The sequence below is a fragment of the Galbibacter pacificus genome (genome assembly GCF_029603165.1).
Lineage (GTDB): Bacteria > Bacteroidota > Bacteroidia > Flavobacteriales > Flavobacteriaceae > Galbibacter > Galbibacter pacificus.
On sequence record NZ_JAQSVC010000002.1, the window covers coordinates 684,465 to 706,373 of the forward strand.

Sequence of the window (21,909 nt, forward strand, 5' to 3'; positions counted from 1 at the left end):
ACAAAAAATCCTATAAAAAGGAAAAATATAATTCAATATAAAGTTAATGTTGCAACCGTCTCGCATATACCTCCTACTTACAGCAGTTTTTCTTGCTCAATTTTTGTTTTCTCAGAACAGTCAGCACATTAAGGCTACCTTGTTGCCGGAAACGCACGAAATAGCCATTCAGCAGGAAATCACCTACCGAAATACAAGCAGCGACACGCTTAACAATTTATATCTATACGATTGGAACAATGCGTATGCCAATAAAAATACAGCTTTGGCCAAACGTTTTGCCGAAGAGTTTAACAAAAGCCTTCATCTTGCAAAAGAAGAAGACCGTGGCGCTACCCATATAATTTCTTTAACAGATAAAAATTTTGATTTTTTAAAATGGGAAAGGATTGAAGAAGACGATATTTTAAAGGTTCAATTAAAATTTCCCATATATCCCGGAAAAGAGTATGTTTTAAAGCTTTCGTACAAAATAAAGCTTCCAAGTGCCCAATTTACCGGTTATGGGTTTACAGATACAAACGAATACCAGCTAAGATATTGGTACATAACCCCAGCCTTGTATAATAATGGATGGGAGCTTTACAGCAATAAGAGCTTAAACGACCTTAATATCCTTAACCGTGATATAGATATTGCGTTTAAATACCCGAAGCTATACCATGTAATTACCGATTTAAACACTACAGATACCCAAGATGATGGCCTTACATATATAAAGCACCTTACCGGAAATAACAGGGGCGACATTAAGCTTTATTTTTTAAAGGAAAACAATTTTTCGATATACAAAGACGAAGCCTTTGAGCTTATTTCCAATGTAGAAAGCAAGGACCTTAGCAAAGTTGTCATGGCAATTTCTGCCGAACGGGTTATTAAATATATCGATAGCACCCTTGGCAGTTACCCACATAAAAAACTTTTAATAACAGAAGAAGACTATAAAAAGAACCCTTTGTACGGCCTTAACCAGTTACCCTCGTTCCTGCGGCCGTTTCCAGAAGAATTCCAGTACGAGTTGAAAATACTAAAAACAGCCTTGCACGAATATCTCAACAATACTTTATACCTCGACAACCGAAAGGAAAACTGGGTAAAAGATGGCATAGAAACCTATTTATTGATGAAATATGTTGATGCCTTTTACAAAGATATGAAGCTATTGGGCAAATTGTCCAAGATATGGGGCATTCGGTCATTCCATATGGCGCAAATGGACTTTAACGATCAATACCCGTATTTATATATGTTAATGGCCAGGACATATTCTGACCAGCCTCTAACCAGCCAGCGGGATTCGCTTATAAAATTCAACGAAAGGATAGCAAACAAATATAAATCGGGCGTTGGCCTGGCCTATTTAAACAGTTATTTAGGGAATAATTATATTGATAAAAAGATCAAGGAATTTTATACCACCTACAATAGCAACGATGTAAACAGCAACGATTTTGAGAAACTCTTAAAAAGGGATGCCCCAAAAAACATCGATTGGTTTTTTAATACCTATGTGGCTACCAATAAAAAAATAGATTTTAAGATAAAAAAGTTCAAAAAAAAGGACGATTCTATTTTTGTGACCTTAAAAAACAAGAGGCACACCAATGTTCCCATTACGCTCTACGGAATAGACAAAAACGACTCGGTTTTATTTAAAAACTGGTATGAGGATATAAAAAATAGCGAGACCGTAAGCGTGCCCAGAAAAGACGTAAAGCGTTTGGTTTTAAATTACGACCGTGTTATCCCGGAATTTAACGAAAGGGACAACTGGAAGTCTGTAAACGGTTTCCTGTCGACCAATAGAAAATTAAAGTTTCAATTTTTTAAAGATACCGAAGACCCATACTACAACCAGATTTTTTATGTGCCCGTGCTTAGTTTTAATATTTACGACGGCATAACCCCGGGAATGCGCCTGTACAACAAAACGTTCTTGGCAAAACCTTTTATATACGACATTCAACCATCGTATGCCTTTGGTGAAAATGCACTTGTTGGTTCGGGCACACTTAGGTTCCGTAAATATGTAAACCACGACAATATGTACCTTATCGATGCTTTTCTGGCCGGGTCGTCTTTCCATTATGCCGATGGGCTTCGTTACAGCACCATTACGCCTTCCCTGACCTTCCGGTTTAGAAACGACGATTTAAGGTCCAACGAACGGGAACTCCTTAACATGCGCTTTGTAAACGTGCTCAGGGACTACTCTCCAAATATAGACACAGACCCCGATTACAGTGTATTTAACGTAAGGTATGCATATGGCAATAACGGCATAATAAATTACAAGTCGTGGTTTGCCGATTTCCAGATTGCCAGCGATTTTGCAAAAGTTTCCTTTAACTGGGAATACCGCAAGCTCTTTCAAAACAACAGGCAACTTAACATCCGTTTTTTTGCGGGCAAGTTTATTTACAACCAGACCAATTCAGACTATTTTAGTTATGCCCTGGACAGGCCTACCGATTATTTGTTTGATTACGATTATTTGGGGCGTTCGGAAGATACCGGGATTTTTAGCCAACAACTTATTATTGCCGAAGGCGGCTTTAAATCGAAATTGGAAAATCCCTATGCAAACGACTGGATAGTAACTACCAATGCCAGTTTTAATATTTGGAGATGGATAGAAATGTACGGCGATGTTGGAATGATACGAAACATGAACCAAGATGCCCGTTTTGTCTACGATTCGGGAATTAGGCTCAATTTAGTAACCGATTATTTTGAACTTTATTTCCCCATATACTCCAACAACGGATGGGAAATAGCCCAACCGCAATATGACGAAAAAATTAGGTTTATTGTAACCTTAAGTCCAAAAACACTTATCGGTTTATTCACCCGTAAATGGTTTTGATATTGTATTGAATACATTTAAACCTTCTTTATCCTTATCTTTATTGTTATTCATGTTCTTAACCGTTATGTTAATAAATTCATTGCAAAGAACAATATGTAAAAGCAGCTTCATAATTTATTTGTTTCTGCTAAATATTTCAGCAAAAATTTAAAAAATATTCATCCAAATTGCTTTTTCAACAATCTCACAAAACCTTTAACAAATCCCTATCAAAACAATACAAACAAGTGCTTTTATTAAGATAAATTCAGTTTTAACAATTATTATTGAAAAATTAGCATTTTACAAGACCTTTTTTTAATTGCAAAAATCATTCTTTTTGGCTATTTTTGTTTCCGTCTCATAAAAAACCCTATGCAAACAAAACCCGAAACAAAGCAAGATATTTCCTTTGAAGATTTTAAAAATGAAATACTTAACGACTACAGGATTGCTGTTACCAGTAGGGAATGTAGTTTGTTGGGCCGAAGGGAAGTCTTGACCGGAAAAGCGAAATTTGGAATTTTTGGTGACGGAAAAGAACTTCCGCAACTGGCAATGGCAAAAGCTTTTAAAAACGGCGATTTTAGAAGCGGTTATTATCGCGACCAAACGTTTATGATGGCCATTGGCGAATTAAGCATTAAACATTTCTTTGCAGGGTTGTACGCACATACCGATATTGAAAAAGAACCCATGAGTGCCGGAAGGCAAATGGGCGGTCATTTTTTAACAACCAGCAATAACCCCGATGGGTCTTGGGTAGACTTGACGGCACAAAAAAACAGTAGCTCGGATATTTCCCCGACAGGCGGGCAAATGGCCAGATTGTTAGGGCTTGCACAGGCCTCTAAAATATACAGGCATGCCAAAGATGTTAAAGCCGAAGGTTTTTCGGTAAACGGAAATGAAGTGGCTTGGGGAACCATTGGAAACGCAAGTACCAGTGAAGGCATATTTTTCGAGACCATTAATGCTGCCGGGGTAATGCAAGTGCCCATGGTAATTAGTATTTGGGATGATGAATATGGTATCTCGGTTCATGCCAAGCACCAAACAACCAAAGAAAACATCTCTGAAATCCTAAAAGGGTTTCAACGTACAGAAACCGAGGCCGGTTACGAAATAATTGTTGTAAAAGGATGGGATTACCCTTCTTTGATTGAAGCATTCAACAAGGCCGGAAAAATTGCAAGGGAGGAACACGTTCCAGTTATCCTACATGTAACAGAGCTAACACAGCCCCAAGGGCATTCAACTTCTGGTTCTCACGAAAGGTACAAATCGGAAGAAAGATTGAAGTGGGAAAAGGAACACGATTGTAACCTTAAGCTCCGCGAATGGATGATTGCCAATAATTTTGCAACCGACGAAGAGTTAAATCAACTAGAGAAAAAAATAAAAAAGGAAGTCCGCGATGGTAAAAAAGAAGCTTGGAGCGAATTTTTGGCACCCATCAAGACCGATAAAAAAATGGTGGTCTCCCTATTGGCAGACCTCGCCAATAATAGCGAGAATAAAAGTTTTATCAACAGACTTAAAAACGACCTTATCTCCATTGACGAGCCTGTTAAACGAAATGTAATATCCATAGCAAGGAAAGCCTTGCGCTATACCATACATGAAGATTCTGATGCTAAAAAGGCCTTACAGCAATGGATCAAGTCCTTTTACACAAGGACACAACCGGAATACAGTTCCCACCTATATAGCGAAACAAAAAATAACGCTACCAATATTGCCGAAGTAGCCCCCCAATACAACGAAAACAGTGAACTGGTTGATGGAAGGATCGTGCTTCGCGATAATTTTGACAAACTCTTTGGCAAAAATCCCAATGCCGTAATATTTGGAGAAGACAGCGGAAATATAGGCGATGTAAACCAAGGGCTAGAAGGGCTTCAGAAAAAATATGGAGATTTGCGCATTGCCGATGCAGGTATACGCGAAGCCACTATTGTTGGACAAGGTATAGGATTGGCGTTAAGAGGACTTAGACCGATTGCCGAAATACAATACCTTGACTATATTATGTATGCCCTCTATGTGCTTACCGACGATCTTGCCACGCTTTTGTATAGAACCGTGGGCAAACAAAAAGCCCCGGTAATTATAAGGACCCGTGGGCATCGACTGGAAGGTATATGGCATGCAGGTTCGCAAATGGGCGGTTTAATCCATTTGTTAAGGGGCATGTATGTGTTGGCACCAAGAAATATGACCAAAGCAGCTGGGTTTTACAACACGCTTATGGAAAGCGACGAACCCGCACTGGTAATAGAAAGCCTTAACGGTTACCGCTTAAAAGAAAAACTGCCCGCAAACCTAGGCGAATTAAAAACGCCCATTGGTGTTGTGGAAATCATAAAAGAAGGAACCGACATTACCTTGGTATCGTATGGATCGACATTACGCATCGTGGAACAGGTTGCCAAAGAACTGCATGAAGTCTCCATTGATGCCGAAGTTATAGATGCGCAAACACTTCTGCCTTTTGATATAAATCACGATACGCTAAAAAGTATTAAAAAAACAAACCGTTTATTGGTAATTGATGAAGATGTTCCCGGTGGATGCTCTGCTTATTTGCTACAGGAAATCGTGGAAAATCAAGGGGCGTACAAGTTTTTGGACAGTGCCCCGCAAACGCTTTCTGCCAAGGCCCATAGACCAGCCTATGCCAGTGACGGCGATTATTTTTCCAAACCCAATGCCGAAGATATTTTTGAAAAGGTCTACGCTATCATGCACGAGACCAACCCGGGTAAATATCCAAAATTGCGGTAACGGATAAATGGTAACCGTGTGAAACCATAGAAAATCACGATACATTAAGATTTTTTTGCTGAAGGCTTATTTATTGGCTTCTTTATCTATAAAGCTTAAAGGAAGCTCCAATTCTTTTCCGTACAGTTTAATTTCCTGGATATCGGCCGGCATGTAGTAACCTGCATCTTCCAATGCTTCTTTTATGCGCCGTACAACGTTTCCTTTGGTTATAAGCGCCTGCATTCTAAAATCTTTGGTATCTACCCAAAAAAATACTTTTAAGTTAACGGTGCTAGTCGCCAATTCGTCTTCGATTACAAAATTATGGTGCACCCCATCGTTGATGACCATTGGTTCTTCTTTTAATGCTTTTAAGACCACTTTTTTGGCTCCATCAATGTTATCTTCATAGGCAATACCGATAATGAAATCCCAACGAAAAAAGCCATCTTCAGTGTAATTGGTAACAGGCAAGGTTATAACGTCGCTGTTCGGGATGTATACATCTTTACCATCAAAGGTCTTTAGTTTTGTATACCGGAATTCCAATGCTTTAACCTTCCCAAAAATATCGCCTATCTCTACAGTATCGTCCACATCAAACGGCCGGTTGAAGCTTAATATAACCCCAGCTATAAAATTTTGACCAATATCCTTAAAAGCAAAGCCCAGAATTACGGTACTTGCCCCCGCCGCCGCCAAAATACCCGCAGAAATCCTTCCCATTCCCGCAGCATTAAGTGCCAACATGATAAAAATAATAGAAATTACAAAACGGATGCCCCTACCCAAAAACTTGCTCATTAACGGGTCTTGTGTACGGTGATGTATACGGGCCCTTGCAAAATTGCTTATCCACCCTGCTATAAATATTCCTAAAATTAAAATAAGCAACCCGAAAATGTAATGCGGTATCGAGGCAATAAAATTATCTACAAAGTTTAATACCGACGTTTTTAGTTCGGTTTGTGCATCTTGGCCTTGAATCAATAGAAAAAGCATGGAAAGGAGTTTATGGATTTTCTTAAAATTACTAAATTAAATTTAAAATATCTTTTTAAACCATCTACCAAACGCCTTTCAACAACATACAAAACAAGTTTTAGTGCCTGTTTTAATACCGCGTAGCTTCAAATAAAAAATTTTATACTGAAATAGATACACTTACCAATATTTAAAAAAGATATTTGTTAAGGTTAAGAAGATTTTTACACCCCATCTTCTTTTTGATTAATTTTACTACATTCATTTAATAAAACTCATCAACATGAGAATTGAAAGCGATATTAAGTTAGGGTTTAAAGATGTTATGATCCGCCCAAAACGGTCAACTTTAAAATCCCGAAGCGATGTAAGCCTGGAACGCGAATTTAAATTTAAGCACAGCTCCCACATATGGAGCGGTATCCCTATAATTGCAGCAAACATGGATACAGTGGGTACTTTTGAAATGGCTCGGGTTTTATCGCAGCAACAAATAATTACCGCAATCCATAAACATTACACAGTCGATGAATGGAGTACTTTCCTTTTGAACAAAAACGATGACTTTTATAATTATATAGCGGTAAGTACCGGAACCAGCAAAAGGGATGCCGAGAAATTAAGCGACATTGTTGAAAAGCACCCAAAGCTACAGCTTATTTGTATTGATGTTGCCAATGGATATTCGGAACATTTTGTGGATTTTGTAAAAACAACCCGAAAAACCTATCCCGACAAGATAATTATGGCCGGAAATGTGGTTACGGGAGAAATGGTGGAAGAACTCATTCTTGCCGGGGCAGATATTGTAAAAGTCGGTATTGGGCCCGGTAGTGTTTGTACCACACGGGTTAAAACGGGTGTAGGCTATCCGCAACTTTCTGCTATTATTGAATGTGCCGATGCGGCCCACGGATTGGGTGGCCAGATTATCTCGGACGGCGGCTGCAAAATTCCGGGCGACATCGCCAAGGCCTTTGGTGGCGGAGCCGATTTTGTAATGCTTGGCGGAATGCTGGCCGGGCATACCGAAAGTGGTGGTAAAATAATTACTAAAAACGGGGAACAATACAAGGCTTTTTACGGGATGAGCTCGGAAACGGCCATGAAAAAACATGCCGGGGGCGTTGCCGAATACCGTGCCAGCGAAGGAAAGACCGTGGAAATCCCGTATCGGGGCGATGTAATCCATACCGTGCAGGACATTTTGGGCAGTTTACGCTCTACGTGTACATATGTGGGCGCAGGAAGGTTAAAAGAGCTTACAAAGCGAACCACTTTTATTCGTGTACAAGAACAGCACAATGAGGTTTTTTCTTAGCTGTGTTTCTGTTAAAAAACCCTCGTCATGAATTTCATACCGGAAATTCTTGTTTGTGAACAATTGCATTAAACCCTCGATGGAGAATTAAAAATAGAAAACAACAATTCTTTTAACAAATCGGCCTGCGAAATGTTTACGGCCCCTACCCCTTTGCTCTTTACATCGATTGCCCGAAGTTGGGTTACTATTTTGCTACACTGTTTCATAGGGTAATTTCTGGCGGCGGTTTGGTATTCGCCAACAAAATAAGGATTTACTTTTAAGGCACTTGCCACACTTCCTTTAGAATGGTCTTTTAACCCGTGATATTGCAATAATTGTGAAAAAAAACTGTACAAAAGGGAGATGGTCATGACCATGGGGTTGTCTTTTGGGTTTTGTGCAAAATAGGTAACAATCCTGGTTGCTTTTACAATATCGCGTTCCCCAATGGCCTTGCGGAGCTCAAAGTTGTTGTAATCCTTGCTAATTCCAATATTTTCCTCGATATGTTTTGGGGTAATTTCTTCTCCCTTTGGAATAATTAACTGCAATTTTTCAAGTTCGTTGTTAATTTTCCCCAGGTCGGTGCCCAAGAATTCTACCAACATCTGCGCGGCCTTGGGCGTTATGCTGTATTTCCTTCCGGCAAGGACTTTTCGTATCCAGTCGCCTATTTGATTTTCGTACAATTTTTTGCTTTCAAAAATATACCCGGTCTTGCTTATGGCCTTGTATACTTTTTTGCGCTTATCCAGTTTTTTATATTTATAGCATATTACCAATACCGTTGTGGGCTGCGGATTAAGGGCATAAGCCTCCAACTGGTCTATGGTCCTGGAAAGGTGTTGTGCTTCCTTGACGATAATTACCTGCCTTTCGGCCATCATGGGGTACCTTTTGGCGCTCGAAACAATTTCGTCAACGGTGGCGTCTTTCCCGTAAATCACCATTTGGTTAAAACCCCGCTCTTCTTCGGTAAGGATGGAGCGTTCCATATATTCGGCAATTTTATCTACATAATATGGCTCCTCGCCCATTAAAAAATAAATTGGCTTGATATTTCCCGCTTTTATATCGTTAACGATCTTTTTAACTTCATCCATAAAGAAACATGTAATTTTTGATGGTATTTACAATTATCTTCTGATATTTTAGATATTTGCCATATGCAACAACTCAATTTTCCAGCATATACATTCCGATTCAAAAATAGCGAAAATAAAGTCCATATTTTTGATTCGATCCGTAAAAAGTTTGTACAGCTTCAACCCGAAGAATGGGTGCGCCAACATGTAGTGGCCTTTTTACTGAATGAAAAAAAATATCCCGTTTCCCTGATTAATATTGAAAAGGAACTGAAAATCAATTCATTAAAAAAAAGATACGATGTTTTAATTTTTCAACCGAACGGAAACATCCATTTAATAGTTGAATGCAAGGCCCCGAACGTAAAAATAACCCAGCATACTTTTGACCAGATTGCACGGTACAACCTCTCGCTAAAGGCTACTTATTTAATGGTGACCAACGGACTTGAGCATTATTATTGCCAAATGGACTATGAAAACGAAAAATACATATTTCTAAAGGATATTCCATCTTATATGCTTTAATTTGCAGTCGTTTTGAAAAATCAACATGAAAGAATGAAAATAGCGGTTGTAATATTAAACTGGAACGGAAAAGCACTTTTAAAGAAGTTTCTCCCTTCGGTTATTCAATATTCCCCAAATGCGACTATTTATGTTGCCGATAATGCTTCTGAAGACGGCTCGGTGGGGTTTATAAAAGAAGAATTCCCAAATGTTGCCATTATTCAAAATAAAACCAATGGCGGGTTTGCCAAAGGTTATAACGATGCCCTGAAACATGTTGAAGAAGACATTTTATGCCTGCTGAACTCAGACATCGAAGTTACCCCAAATTGGCTGTCCCCCATAGAAGAAACCTTTAAAAGCAATAACGACATTGCAATTGTTCAGCCAAAAATATTAGACTATAAAAACAAGGAATATTTTGAGTATGCGGGTGCGGCCGGTGGTTTTCTGGACAGGCTGGGCTATCCCTTTTGCAGGGGAAGGATTTTTCAGACCCTGGAAAAGGACCATGCACAATACAATGACATAAAGGAGATTTTTTGGGCCACCGGGGCGTGTATGTTTATTAAAAAGGAAGTTTTTAACACACTTGGGGGCTTTGATGAAGATTACTTTGCCCATCAAGAAGAAATAGACCTGTGTTGGAGGGCCCAGAACAGGAACTATAAAATTGTGTATGTGGGCGTTTCAAAAGTATATCACGTGGGAGGCGCGACCCTAAACAACATGAACCCTAAAAAAACATTTTTAAATTTTAGGAACTCGCTTTTTTCAATTACAAAAAACCTTCCCAAGCGCAAGGTTTTTCCTTTAATCGTTGCAAGGTTATTTTTAGACGGAATTGCGGGAATACGCTTTTTGTTTCAATTAAAATTATTACATTTATTGGCAATAATAAAAGCTCATTTTAGTTACTATTATTATTTTGTAAGAATCTTTAAAAAAAGGGGGCATATTAATAAAGATATTAAGTATTTTGAATGCACTTCGGTTGTAATCAGTTATTTCTTAAAACAAAAAAGGTATTATCGGGAAATTACAAACTCAAGCAAACGTCCATAAACCCGATGATTTAAGAGAAAATTAACTAAAAACCATGTACATCCATAAGCTTTTTATATAATTTTGTTCCAAAATGTTAAAACGTTAATTAAGTAAAATTATAATCATGAAAAGAATTTTTTTATTAGGTGCATTAGGTGCCGTTTTCTTAACTTCTTGTGTTTCTTCTAAAAAGTACGCAGAACTTGAAGCCAAGCAAAAAGAGACGCAAGATTTGTTAAACTCAGCAACAGTTAAGTTAAACTCTTGCCTTGCTGAGCAGGAAAATTATAAAGATCAAATAGATTTGCTTAAAGCAAATAACGACGAGCTCATAAACAATATGGGGAACTTAACAACCCTAACTGCCAAAGGAGCCGACAACTTGGAAAAATCTCTTGAAAGCTTAAGGGAAAAAGACCTTACCATAAGAAAGTTACAAAATGCTGTTACACGTAGGGACTCTGTTAACCTTGCTTTGGTACAGAGTTTAAAAGGTGTTTTGGGTAACCTTGACGACGAAGATATCAACATCAGTGTAGAAAAAGGAGTTGTATATGTAAATATTTCTGATAAATTATTATTCTCCAGCGGAAGTACAACCGTATCTGCAAGAGCAAAAGAAGTATTAGGAAAAGTTGCTACCGTTGTTAAGAACAAGCCAGACTTCGAGTTTATGGTAGAAGGACATACAGACACTGTGCCGATCCATACTGCCAAAATGGAAGACAACTGGGACTTAAGTGTACTTAGGGCTACTTCTGTTGTTAGGATCCTTCAAAACGAATTTGGTGTAGCACCAGCGAGAATGACTGCTGCCGGTAGAGGTCAGTATGTTCCTGTTGCTTCAAACGATACCAAAGATGGAAAAGCTAAAAACCGTAGAACCAGAATTGTTATCTTACCTAAATTAGATCAGTTCTATAGCATGATAGAAGAAGGTATGAAAGATCCTAAGATAAACTAAGGATATCCCGAAAATATATAAATCTAAAAAAAGCATCGCTGATAGCGGTGCTTTTTTAGTATATTTAACATGGAAACAAAATGTTATTCATCTATGCTTAAACCGCTTTTTTGCCTTTTGCTAATAATAGTTTTCTCATTCTCGTGCAAACAGCCTGTAGAAGACATTCACGATCAGGACATTGAAATGGTTAATTGGGAAAGCCGTAACATTTCATTACCTGCCAATGATTCTTTATGGGTCAACGGGCAAACGTACCTTTCTATTTATTCGCAAATCTATAGCTATACGCAACATGGAAAACATGACCTTACAACCACGGTAAGCCTAAGAAATATTAGCAGCAAGGATAGCATTTATATCACAAAAGCAGATTATCATAACGAAAAAGGGGCACTCATAAGGTCGTATGTAAAAAAGCCCGTCTATATCGCTCCGCTGGAAACCATTGAAATAGTTATTGCCAAAGACGACAATCATGGTGGTTCGGGTGGGAATTTTATTTTTGATTGGACTGTAAGCAAAAACACAAAAGCGCCCTATTTTGAAGCCGTAATGATTTCTACAGCCGGGCAACAAGGCCTGTCTTTTACCACTCAAGGCATAAGGGTTAAGTAAGGCTTAATTTAATAACACGGGAAAACCGTCTTTCCATATTATTTCTTTTTTGGACAAATACCATGTGTTTCCATCACCGGTATTATTTCCTTGAAAAAACAAATGGTAATTCCCTTCATTATCCTTAAAAATATCTGGATGACCCGATTCGCTGTTGTTCCAGGTACCCTGTTTTCCATTTTCCAGAAAAGGATGGTTATACAAACGTTGCCATGTAATCCCGTCTTTGCTTTTTGCAATTCCTATTTGCTGGGGTTCGTTGTTGTAACTTCCCGCATAAAACATGTATAGCTCATCGCCCAAATTTACCAATGAAGCCCCTTCTACACAGTTCCTTTCCCAAGCCAGCGTTGGGTATAAAATTGATTTATCCGCGGCCATTGTCCAGGCGTCCCTATTAAAGTTGGAATTTCCAGGGGCAGTTGCCACGCCTTGCATCTGTATTTTCCCTTCGGGGTCTCTTGTGGCAAAATATAGAAAGTATTTCCCTTTAAATTTTATTACTTCGGCATCAATGGCACGCCCATTGTTCCATTTGCCGGTTGAACGAAAAACCGGGTTGGTTTTATTTCTTTTAAAGTGAATTCCATCGGTGCTGGTAGCATGGCATATGGCATCTTTTGGGCCATTTCCGTATGTTTGGTAAAACAAATTAATTTTTCCATTCTCCACATAGGCACCCGGTGCACAAAGTCCATTTTTCTCATATGTTTCTTCCGGATTAATTTCGCCCGTTTTTTGCCAATTTGTTAGGTCATTGCTCTTTGCAATGCCAATCGACCAGCCTTTTTTATCGTTATTGGCAATGGAATAGTACATCCAATAAGCATTTTTAAAATATACAACCGTTGGGTCTTTTGCAATTGGTTTTCCAGATGAAGTGTCGGTATAATACATTTTGGGCTTATCCTGTGCATGCCCGATTAGGACAAAAAATACCATTGCTAAAAGAAACGTGCTCTTGTGCATCATAATTTATAAAATTGATTGGTTGCCCAAATTAGTAGAATATAAAAGAACGCTGCATGCTTTTTGCTTCAATACTTCATCAAAATCATTCAATACGTATATTTTTGGCTTTCTGTAAGCATAAAACAAAAAGCCCTTACCGTTTATGGCAAGGGCTTTCTTAAAAAGAATACTTTTTTATGCTTTAAACAATGGCCTGTGTGCCATTAATCTGTAAACATGATTTTTGGCAGCTTCTACCTTAGAAGCGTCTTCCCTGTTTGTCAACACTTCATCAATAAGGTTTACCACCGCTTCCATATCTTCTTCAACCAAACCTCTTGTGGTTATTGCCGCGGTACCAATTCTTATGCCGCTGGTTACAAACGGGCTTTTATCGTCAAAAGGCACCATGTTTTTATTCACCGTAATATTTGCTCTACCAAGAGCTTCTTCTCCTTCTTTACCAGAAATATTTTTATTTCTAAGGTCGATCAACATCATATGGTTGTCGGTCCCTTCAGAAATAATATCATATCCCCTGTCTACAAAAGCTTGAGCCATGGCCGCTGCATTCTTTTTAACCCGCACGATATAATGCAGGAATTCTTCGCTTAAAGCTTCCCCGAAAGCAATAGCCTTGGCAGCGATAATATGTTCCAGGGGCCCGCCTTGGTTGCCCGGGAATACGGCACTGTCCAACAGAGAGGACATCATCCTTAAATTGCCGTTTTTAAGTTTTAGACCAAATGGGTTTTCGAAATCCTTCCCCATTAATATAAGTCCGCCCCTTGGTCCGCGCAATGTTTTATGTGTAGTCGTTGTAACAATGTGGCAATGAGGGATGGGGTCGCTCAATACACCTTTGGCGATAAGCCCAGCGGGATGGGAAATATCGGCAAATAAAATAGCATTGACGCTATCTGCAATTTCCCTGAATTTTTTAAAATCAATATCTCTTGAATAAGCCGATGCGCCTGCAATAATTAATTTTGGCTGCTCTTTTTTGGCAACTTCTGCTATATGTTCATAATTTAAACGTCCGGTTTCCTTTTCGACCCCATAAAAAACCGGATTGTATAATTTTCCCGAAAAGTTTACCGGCGAACCGTGGGTAAGGTGCCCTCCGTGGGAAAGATCGAAACCTAAAATTTTATCACCCGGTTTCAAGCATGCTGCAAAAACAGCCGTATTTGCCTGAGAACCACTGTGCGGCTGAACATTGGCATAGGTTGCGCCAAATAATTCTTTAGCGCGTTCAATGGCAATACTTTCCACTTCGTCTACCACTTCACAACCACCATAATAACGTTTGCCCGGATAGCCTTCGGCATATTTATTGGTTAGTACAGAACCTGCGGCTTCCATTACCTGTCCGCTTACAAAGTTTTCTGAAGCAATGAGTTCGATCCCTTCCAATTGGCGTTTTTTTTCCGCCTCAATAAGATCAAAAATTTGTTCGTCTCTTTTCATTTTGGAGTATTTCGTTAAAGAATGGTCAAAAATATAAAATAGATTCGGTAAATTGATAGAAATTGGTACCTTTAAATCCAATTTTATGAAACAATAATTAAGAAATTTGTCATGCCTGATACAGCAAATAATCCAAATAGGAGGTCTTGGCTACCAGTAAGTCCGGATTCTGATTTTCCAATTCAAAATATTCCGTTCGGGGTTTTTTTAACCCGCGATGATGTAATTACCATTGGGACCCGCATTGGCGACACTGCCATTGACCTTGGTGCCCTACATCAATTGGGGTATTTTAAAAACATCCCACTTACTGATGATATCTTTTTGCAAGACACTTTAAACGATTTTATTTCTGACGGAAAGAAAACATGGAGATTGGTAAGAAATAGAATTGCCGAAATATTTGATAAAAAAAACGAAACCCTGAAAAATCACGAGGAGCACCGCAATATTGTGTTGTTTACTTTAGATGAAATTGAGATGCAGCTTCCTGTGCAAATTGGGGACTACACAGATTTTTACAGCAGTAAAGAGCACGCTACCAATGTTGGGACTATGTTTCGCGACCCCAACAATGCCCTGTTGCCCAATTGGCTCCATATCCCGGTAGGCTATCACGGAAGGAGCTCGTCTATTGTGCCCAGTGGAATCCCTATTCACCGCCCAATGGGGCAGACCATGCCTGCCGGTGCGACCGACCCAGTTTTTGGCCCGTCGAAATTGGTAGACTTTGAGTTGGAAATGGCTTTTATCACCACAGACGCAAATCAGTTGGGAGAACCTATCCCAGTTGAAGAAGCCGAAGATTATATTTTTGGAATGGTGCTGTTTAACGACTGGAGTGCCCGCGATATTCAAAAATGGGAATATGTCCCGCTAGGGCCTTTCCTTGCAAAAAATTTCGCCTCGTCCATCTCTCCATGGATCGTTACCCTGGACGCTCTTGAACCATTTAGGGTTGAAAGCCCAAAACAGGATCCCAAACCACTTCCCTATCTGCATTTTAAAGGAAAGAAAAGTTTTGACATCAATCTGGAAGTAGACCTCACCCCTGAAAACGGAAGCCCGGTTACCATTACAAAAAGTAATTTTAAATATATGTATTGGAATATGTCTCAACAGCTGGCACATCATACCATAAATGGATGTAAGGTTAACAGTGGGGACATGATGGGAAGCGGGACCATTTCGGGCCCAACGCCAGATTCGTACGGATCGATGCTGGAACTTACCTGGAGAGGCGAAAAACCCATTAAGATGAAGGATAACAGCGAACGTAAATTTATAGATGACGGAGATACTGTGACCATGAGGGGTTATTGTAAAAAAGATTCCATAAGGATAGGTTTTGGGGAAGTTTCCAATAAGCTTTTACCTCCTTTTAACCCTAAAAAGGGCAAAAAATAATAAAGAAGTTTTTTTGAAGATAAAAAAGTTGAGCCTTTCGGAGTTTATCGTTTTATACAAACTCCAAAAGGCTCATTTTTAGTTTATGTCTGCTATACTTTTACTTATGTGTGCAAAGGCCTGCTGTCTGTAGCGTCCAGAGCAGCTTCTTTTACTGCTTCTGCATAAGTTGGGTGTGCATGGCTCATTCTAGAAATATCCTCGGCGCTTGCCCTAAATTCCATGGCCGTTACGGCTTCTGCAATTAAATCGGCTGTACGGGCGCCGATCATATGGATACCCAAAACTTCGTCTGTTTCGGCATCGGCAAGAATTTTTACAAAGCCATCAATGTCCATACTTGCACGGGCACGGCCAAGTGCACGCATTGGAAACTGCCCCGTTTTATATTTTGTTCCTGTCTCCTTTAATTGTTCTTCGGTTTTGCCAACGGCAGCAACTTCCGGCCATGTGTAAACTACGCCCGGAATCAAGTTGTAATCAACATGGGGTTTTTGCCCTGCAAGTGTTTCTGCAACAAAAACACCTTCTTCTTCGGCCTTATGGGCCAGCATGGCACCTTTTACAACATCGCCAATGGCGTAGATATTAGAAATGTTAGTCTGTAAATGCTCGTTTACTGCTATTTGTCCTTTGTCGTTTACCTTTATGCCTGCCTTTTCTGCGTTCAAGCCATCGGTATACGGACGCCTTCCAACAGAAACCAAGCAATAATCGCCTTCAAAAGAAACCTCTTTTCCTTTTTTATCATCGGCTTTTACGGTAACCTTAGTTCCTTTTCGGGTAACTTCTTTCACTTTGTGCGATGTAAAGAATTTTATTCCGCGTTTTTTCAACGAGCGCTGTAGTTCTTTTGAGAGCCCACCATCCATTGTTGGGATAATACGGTCCATATATTCTATTACCGAAACTTCTGCGCCCAAACGGCTGTATACCTGGCCCAGTTCCAGCCCGATAACTCCGCCACCTATTACAATAAGGTGTTTTGGTACTTCTTTTAGCGTGAGCGCTTCGGTAGAAGTTATAATACGCTCCTTGTCAATCTCAATAAAAGGAAGGGTTGAAGGCTTTGATCCGGTTGCAATAATGCTGTGTTTTACCTCTATTTCTTCAGTTTTCTTACCTTGTTTAATTTCAATATGTGTAGCGTCCTTAAAGCTTCCTATCCCGTGATAAACATCTATTTTATTTTTGTCCATCAAGAAATCGATCCCTTTGGTGGTTTGGTCTACCACATCTTGTTTACGGGCGATCATTTTTTTAAGGTTAACCTTTACTTCTCCCGGGATTTCAATTCCATGTTCTTCAAAATGTGTAATGGCATCGTCGTAATGGTGCGACGAGTCTAAAAGTGCTTTGGAAGGGATGCATCCCACATTTAGGCATGTTCCCCCAAGGGTATCGTATTTTTCTATTATGGCAGTTTTCATTCCCAGTTGTGCGCAACGGATTGCTGCTACATAACCTCCGGGTCCCGAGCCTATGACGGCTACATCATATGAGTTCATAAAATGTTTTTAGTGATACTTTTATTTATAGACTAACAAAAATACAAATGTTTTACGGGAAGGCAACTATGTATTTTTCTAAAAATATAAATCTGTTTTTATAGGTACAAATTTGCCCAAAAACTTTTCACAAGGCAAACAACGGGAAGTTGAACTATAATTCTACCACGGTTGTATTTTTTACTTCTTCGATCATGAAAATGCTATGCGTGCTCCCAATATGTTTCAACGAAGTAAGCTTTGAGGTCATAAAATTTCGGTATGCCTGCATATCTGCCACGTTCACTTTTAAAATATAATCGTAATCGCCGCTTACGTGATAGCATTCCAAAACTTCTTCCAACCTAATTACATCGCTTTCAAAGCCAACAACATGTTCTTTGGTATGCTGTGTCAACCTTACATGACAAAATACAACAAAGGCTTTATCTATCTTTTTTTTATCAAGTAAGGCAGTATACCCCTTAATTACACCTTCCTTTTCCAGTTTTCTAATACGCTCATATACAGCTGTTTTAGATAAGTTTAATTGAAGCGATAATACCTTGGTGGTCTGTTTGGCATCATTTTGCAGCAATTCAAGCAATTTTTTATCGATGGTGTCTAGTTTCATAACCGAACATTTTTCTTTTTACTGAAGTAAATTCATCTAAAAAACAAATATAAATCTATTAAAATAAATAAAAATAGAACAATTACCTAAATAAAGGTAATACTATTGAATTTTAACCTAAAATATGATTATTTTGATGTTAATAAAAAAATAAATTATGGCATTTAATCCCGCAGACAAGATACAGGATTTACAATATTTTGGTGAATTTGGTGGCGTAAACCCATCGATTTCCGATTCTTCAACCTATACATTCCTTTCGGCCAAAACCATGTTCGACACCTTTGAGGGCAACACAGAAGGATGCTATTTGTACAGCAGGCATTCATCGCCTTCCAATCTATACTTGGGCGAGGCATTGGCGGCCATGGAAGGTACAGAAACTGCAAACGTGACCGCAAGCGGCATGGGCGCAATTACGGCTGTAATATTGCAATTGTGCAATGCCGGGGACCACATGGTTTCCAGCAGGACCATATATGGGGGAACCTACGCCTTTATGAAGAATTTCCTACCTAAATTTAATATCGGCACTTCTTTTGTGGACACTACGGATTTAGAAAAAGTAGAAAAATCTATTACCGAGCAAACAAAACTAATTTATTGCGAGACCATTAGCAATCCATTATTGGAGGTTACAGACATCAAGGGCTTGTCGGCCATTGCAAAAAAGCACAACATCCCGTTGGTAGTTGACAATACCTTTTCGCCACTTACCGTTGCTCCTGCAAAGTTAGGTGCCGATGTTGTAATAAACAGTTTAACCAAATTTATAAACGGCAGCAGCGATGCCGTTGGCGGGGTAGTTTGTGGAACGACCGAATTTTGCCTTAGTTTGAAAGACGTAAATAATGGTGCCGGAATGCTTTTAGGGAGCACCATGGACAGTTTAAGGGCGGCTTCCATACTAAAAAACATGCGCACGCTCCATATCCGCATTAAAAAACACAGCGATAATGCCATGTATCTTGCAAAAAACTTGGAGCAGGCAGGATTAAAAGTAGTCTATCCGGGGTTAAAATCGCATCCGGGTCACGAAACCCTAAAAAAGCAAATGAATCCCGAATATGGTTTTGGGGGAATGCTAACACTGGATGTAGGTTCCCTTGAAAAGGCCAACCGCCTCATGGAGCTCATGCAGGAAAAAAACCTCGGTTACCTGGCGGTAAGCCTTGGTTTCTACAAAACCCTGTTTAGCGCCCCCGGAAGTTCCACTTCTTCTGAAATTCCAATTGAAGAACAAGAGGCCATGGGATTGAGCAACGGACTTATACGTTTCTCCATCGGGCTCGACAATGATATGAAACGCACTTTTGAAATGATGAAGTCGTGCTTTAAAAAAGTAGGTCTAATGCATTAAAATTATAGATAAAAGTCTTGGGTTTAATTGTTTGCTGCGGAAGTCAATTGCTTTGATTGTCTTCCGCAGTTTTTATTACAGATTAAAAATCAAATACTTCTGTTTAGCGCATAAAATTCAATTTGCATAACATTTTGTAAAATTGTAACATTACAGAATCAAACTAATTTAATGGAAGACGAGAAAGTAATTCAGAACAAAGAGCTTAGCATCTGGGAAGCTCTTATCCCGGTTATAGTTTTAGTAGGTTTATTGGCATTTAATGTTTTTGTATACGGAGACGATGCCCTAAGTGGCTCCAATCAGTTCATGCTCCTTATCGGTGGTGCCGTTGCGGCAATTGTTGGGGTGTTCAACAAGGTATCTTATGAAAAAATGCTGGAAGAAGTGGCCAACAACATCAAATCTACGGCCGGGGCTATTCTAATTTTACTTTTTGTGGGCGCACTGGCCGGAACTTGGCTAATAAGCGGTGTTATCCCTTCCATGATTTATTACGGGTTGCAAATTTTAAACCCGACATTCTTTTTAACCGCCTGCGTGGTTATTTGTGCCATTATTTCGGTAGCCACCGGAAGCAGCTGGACAACATCGGCAACCGTTGGTATTGCCTTGGTAGGTATTGGCGGCGCCTTGGGCATTTCTCCGGGCATGACGGCCGGTGCCGTAATTTCTGGGGCTTACTTTGGGGACAAAATGTCTCCATTGAGCGACACCACCAACCTTGCCCCTGCCATGGCCGGAACCGATTTGTTTACGCACATACGCTATATGGCGCTTACAACCGTACCTACGGTGGTGCTTACATTGATAATCTTTACTATTATAGGTTTGAATCTTGATACTACCAAAGTGCCCGATACTGCGGCTTTGCTAGCTTCCATTGACGAATCTTTCAATATCTCTCCGTGGCTGTTTATTGTACCGATCGTGGTTATTTTTCTTATTGTAAAAAAAGCGCCGCCATTACTGGCATTGCTTGTCGGGACATTGCTGGGCGGAATCTTCGCATTAATTTTTCAACCTGAAATTGTGAAAAATATTACCGGCGCAAGCGAACTTACATTTATTTCGGGATACAAAGGTGTCATGAACGCCATTACGGTAGATACCGCCATAGAAACATCTAATGCAAAGTTAAACGACCTTTTCTCATCTGGAGGAATGGCAGGCATGCTGGGCACTATTTGGTTAATTTTATGTGCCATGGTTTTTGGTGGCATTATGGATGCCATTGGAGCCCTTGCAAGGATCAGCAAAGCCTTATTAACGGCATTCGATTCTGTTTTCGGACTTTTTGCCAGCACCGTAGCAAGTTGTTTAGCCCTAAACGTAACGGCATCCGATCAATATTTGGCCATTGTAGTTCCCGGAAAAATGTATGCAAAGGCCTACCGGGACAAAGGCTTAGCTCCCGAAAACTTGAGTAGAACATTGGAAGACTCTGGTACCGTTACTTCTGTATTGGTGCCATGGAATACCTGCGGAGCCTACCAAAGCAGTGTTCTAGGCGTGGATACTACGGCCTATATAGGCTATGCATTCTTCAATTATTTGAGTCCGTTTGTAACCTTGATTTATGCCGCGTTCAACATTAAAATAAAGCAATTAAAAGATAAAGATTAATTTATCACTCCTGAAGCAAATCGACTGAGAATATCTTAATTTTTAACGGTCCATTTTATCAACTACATAAAAAAAACACCTCTTTTTTAGCGCTATTATCAAACTCTATTTCTTGATAAGTTATTATAATTTAAAACCTATTGTAGCCAATATATTACTTGCTAAATTTGCACTGAAAGTTTAACAAAATAAATAGTAAATAATATGGCATTAGTAGGAAAAAAATTCCCAAATATAGCAGTAGACGCTATGAATGAAATGGGCGACACTTTTAAAATCAACATTTTAGAAGAAGCTGTTAAAAACAACAAAAAAGTAATCCTTTTTTGGTATCCAAAAGACTTTACTTTTGTTTGTCCTACAGAGTTGCATGCATTTCAAGCTGCTTTAGGTGAATTTGACAAAAGAAACACCCTTGTAATTGGTGCTTCTTGCGATACTCCTGAAGTACATTTTGCATGGTTAAACACTGAAAAGGACAATGGAGGGATTGAAGGCGTAACTTATCCTTTATTGGCAGATAGTAACAGAAACTTGGCAAACATGCTACGCATTCTAGATCTATCTACCGAAACTTACAACGAAGAAACCGATTCTTATGTATACGAAGGCGATAACGTAACCTACAGGGCTACTTTCTTGATCGACGAAGAAGGTAAAGTATTCCATGAAAGTGTTAACGATATGCCAGTAGGAAGAAACGTAAACGAGTATTTACGTTTAATCGATGCATATGCGCACGTACAAAAGAACGGTGAAGTTTGCCCTGCCAACTGGGAAGAAGGTAAGGAAGCCATGAACGCCGACAGAAAAGGTGTTGCAGCCTATTTAAGCGCAAACTAA

17 protein-coding genes are annotated in these 21,909 nt (G+C 39.4%); 11 read left to right on the top strand and 6 right to left on the bottom strand.

Annotated elements, in window-relative coordinates; all coding sequences use genetic code 11:
• Nucleotides 1-46: 46 nt before the first annotated feature.
• Together PSF86_RS07545 and PSF86_RS07550 are read left to right on the top strand one after the other, a co-directional pair.
• Nucleotides 47-2,866: a gluzincin family metallopeptidase gene (locus PSF86_RS07545; RefSeq protein ID WP_277899449.1), complete on the top strand. Its 2,820-nt coding sequence runs from the start codon at nucleotides 47-49 to the stop codon at nucleotides 2,864-2,866.
• A 357-nt stretch (nucleotides 2,867-3,223) separates the two neighbouring features.
• Nucleotides 3,224-5,635 carry an alpha-ketoacid dehydrogenase subunit alpha/beta gene (locus PSF86_RS07550; protein WP_277899450.1) on the top strand — a complete coding sequence of 804 codons (2,412 nt, stop codon included), beginning with the start codon at nucleotides 3,224-3,226 and terminating at the stop codon, nucleotides 5,633-5,635.
• A 66-nt stretch (nucleotides 5,636-5,701) separates the two neighbouring features.
• Here PSF86_RS07550 and PSF86_RS07555 read toward each other — a convergent pair whose 3' ends face one another.
• On the bottom strand, nucleotides 5,702-6,619 hold the full coding sequence (locus PSF86_RS07555) for a mechanosensitive ion channel family protein (protein ID WP_277899451.1): 918 nt from the start codon (nucleotides 6,617-6,619) through the stop codon (nucleotides 5,702-5,704).
• A gap of 265 nt (nucleotides 6,620-6,884) precedes the next feature.
• On the opposite strand from PSF86_RS07555, the gene PSF86_RS07560 reads away from it, so the two are divergent.
• Complete coding sequence (locus PSF86_RS07560; RefSeq protein ID WP_277899452.1) at nucleotides 6,885-7,922, top strand: GMP reductase; 1,038 nt, start codon at nucleotides 6,885-6,887, stop codon at nucleotides 7,920-7,922.
• A 68-nt stretch (nucleotides 7,923-7,990) separates the two neighbouring features.
• On the opposite strand, the gene holA is transcribed toward PSF86_RS07560, so the two are convergent.
• The gene (gene holA / locus PSF86_RS07565) at nucleotides 7,991-9,010 is read right to left on the bottom strand and encodes a DNA polymerase III subunit delta (protein WP_277899453.1); all 1,020 of its coding nucleotides are present in this window, start codon (nucleotides 9,008-9,010) and stop codon (nucleotides 7,991-7,993) included.
• Between the two features lie 63 nt (nucleotides 9,011-9,073).
• Between holA and PSF86_RS07570 the strand changes: the two genes are divergently transcribed.
• From PSF86_RS07570 to PSF86_RS07585, 4 genes are all read left to right on the top strand, one after another.
• Nucleotides 9,074-9,520, top strand: coding sequence for a type I restriction enzyme HsdR N-terminal domain-containing protein (locus PSF86_RS07570; protein ID WP_277899454.1), 447 nt, complete (start codon nucleotides 9,074-9,076; stop codon nucleotides 9,518-9,520).
• A 33-nt stretch (nucleotides 9,521-9,553) separates the two neighbouring features.
• Nucleotides 9,554-10,567: a glycosyltransferase family 2 protein gene (locus PSF86_RS07575; RefSeq protein ID WP_277899455.1), complete on the top strand. Its 1,014-nt coding sequence runs from the start codon at nucleotides 9,554-9,556 to the stop codon at nucleotides 10,565-10,567.
• Between the two features lie 106 nt (nucleotides 10,568-10,673).
• On the top strand, nucleotides 10,674-11,513 hold the full coding sequence (locus tag PSF86_RS07580; RefSeq protein ID WP_277899456.1) for an OmpA/MotB family protein: 840 nt from the start codon (nucleotides 10,674-10,676) through the stop codon (nucleotides 11,511-11,513).
• Between the two features lie 117 nt (nucleotides 11,514-11,630).
• On the top strand, nucleotides 11,631-12,131 hold the full coding sequence (locus tag PSF86_RS07585) for a DUF3124 domain-containing protein (protein ID WP_277899457.1): 501 nt from the start codon (nucleotides 11,631-11,633) through the stop codon (nucleotides 12,129-12,131).
• A 3-nt stretch (nucleotides 12,132-12,134) separates the two neighbouring features.
• Here PSF86_RS07585 and PSF86_RS07590 read toward each other — a convergent pair whose 3' ends face one another.
• Nucleotides 12,135-13,103 (bottom strand): family 43 glycosylhydrolase, encoded by a 969-nt coding sequence (locus tag PSF86_RS07590; RefSeq protein ID WP_277899458.1) that lies wholly within the window; start codon nucleotides 13,101-13,103, stop codon nucleotides 12,135-12,137.
• A 174-nt stretch (nucleotides 13,104-13,277) separates the two neighbouring features.
• Nucleotides 13,278-14,552 (bottom strand): serine hydroxymethyltransferase, encoded by a 1,275-nt coding sequence (glyA, locus tag PSF86_RS07595; RefSeq protein WP_277899459.1) that lies wholly within the window; start codon nucleotides 14,550-14,552, stop codon nucleotides 13,278-13,280.
• Between the two features lie 111 nt (nucleotides 14,553-14,663).
• Between glyA and fahA the strand changes: the two genes are divergently transcribed.
• On the top strand, nucleotides 14,664-15,959 hold the full coding sequence (fahA, locus tag PSF86_RS07600) for a fumarylacetoacetase (protein ID WP_277899460.1): 1,296 nt from the start codon (nucleotides 14,664-14,666) through the stop codon (nucleotides 15,957-15,959).
• Nucleotides 15,960-16,063: 104 nt separating this feature from the next.
• Here the strand turns inward: fahA and lpdA are convergent, their stop codons facing one another.
• Together lpdA and PSF86_RS07610 are read right to left on the bottom strand one after the other, a co-directional pair.
• Nucleotides 16,064-17,467, bottom strand: a complete 1,404-nt coding sequence (lpdA, locus tag PSF86_RS07605) for a dihydrolipoyl dehydrogenase (protein ID WP_277899461.1) — start codon at nucleotides 17,465-17,467, stop codon at nucleotides 16,064-16,066.
• Between the two features lie 154 nt (nucleotides 17,468-17,621).
• Entirely contained in the window at nucleotides 17,622-18,080 is a 459-nt protein-coding gene (locus PSF86_RS07610; RefSeq protein WP_277899462.1) for an Lrp/AsnC family transcriptional regulator, read from the bottom strand.
• Between the two features lie 157 nt (nucleotides 18,081-18,237).
• On the opposite strand from PSF86_RS07610, the gene PSF86_RS07615 reads away from it, so the two are divergent.
• From PSF86_RS07615 to PSF86_RS07625, 3 genes are all read left to right on the top strand, one after another.
• On the top strand, nucleotides 18,238-19,440 hold the full coding sequence (locus PSF86_RS07615; RefSeq protein ID WP_277899463.1) for an aminotransferase class I/II-fold pyridoxal phosphate-dependent enzyme: 1,203 nt from the start codon (nucleotides 18,238-18,240) through the stop codon (nucleotides 19,438-19,440).
• Nucleotides 19,441-19,611: 171 nt separating this feature from the next.
• Nucleotides 19,612-21,066: a Na+/H+ antiporter NhaC gene (nhaC, locus tag PSF86_RS07620; protein WP_277899464.1), complete on the top strand. Its 1,455-nt coding sequence runs from the start codon at nucleotides 19,612-19,614 to the stop codon at nucleotides 21,064-21,066.
• 204 nt (nucleotides 21,067-21,270) lie between these two features.
• Nucleotides 21,271-21,909: a peroxiredoxin gene (locus tag PSF86_RS07625; protein ID WP_277899465.1), complete on the top strand. Its 639-nt coding sequence runs from the start codon at nucleotides 21,271-21,273 to the stop codon at nucleotides 21,907-21,909.